This is a genomic window from Paraburkholderia sp. SIMBA_027, from assembly GCF_046535315.1.
In the GTDB taxonomy this organism is placed as follows: Bacteria; Pseudomonadota; Gammaproteobacteria; order Burkholderiales; family Burkholderiaceae; genus Paraburkholderia; species Paraburkholderia tropica.
In genome coordinates this window covers 1-239 of the sequence record NZ_JAWRWY010001534.1, presented here as the reverse complement: position 1 = coordinate 239, position 239 = coordinate 1, and the positions used below count along the sequence as shown (strand labels likewise).

1 pseudogene is annotated in these 239 nt (G+C 60.7%); it reads right to left on the bottom strand.

Annotated features, from left to right (window positions below):
- Positions 1 to 239, bottom strand: a pseudogene (locus SB764_RS44320) (chemotaxis protein); the annotation flags it as partial.

The window sequence follows — 239 nt, the reverse complement described above, 5'->3', positions numbered from 1 at the left end:
CTGGAGATCGTTGCATCCAGCCCCGCGATGGAGTTGTTGAAGTCGATGCGCAGATGGTCGAGCGACGGCACGAAGGACTTTTCGATGCGCAGATCGAGCCTGCCGGCCGCAAGATTGGCTAGACCGGTTGCAAGGGCGTCGACGGCCTCTTCCAGCTCCTGAGCGCTTCTGGCCTTTTCCATTTCACGCTGGGCGCGTTCTTCGTCCAGTTCCTCGCTCTTGCGATGGGACTCGGCTTC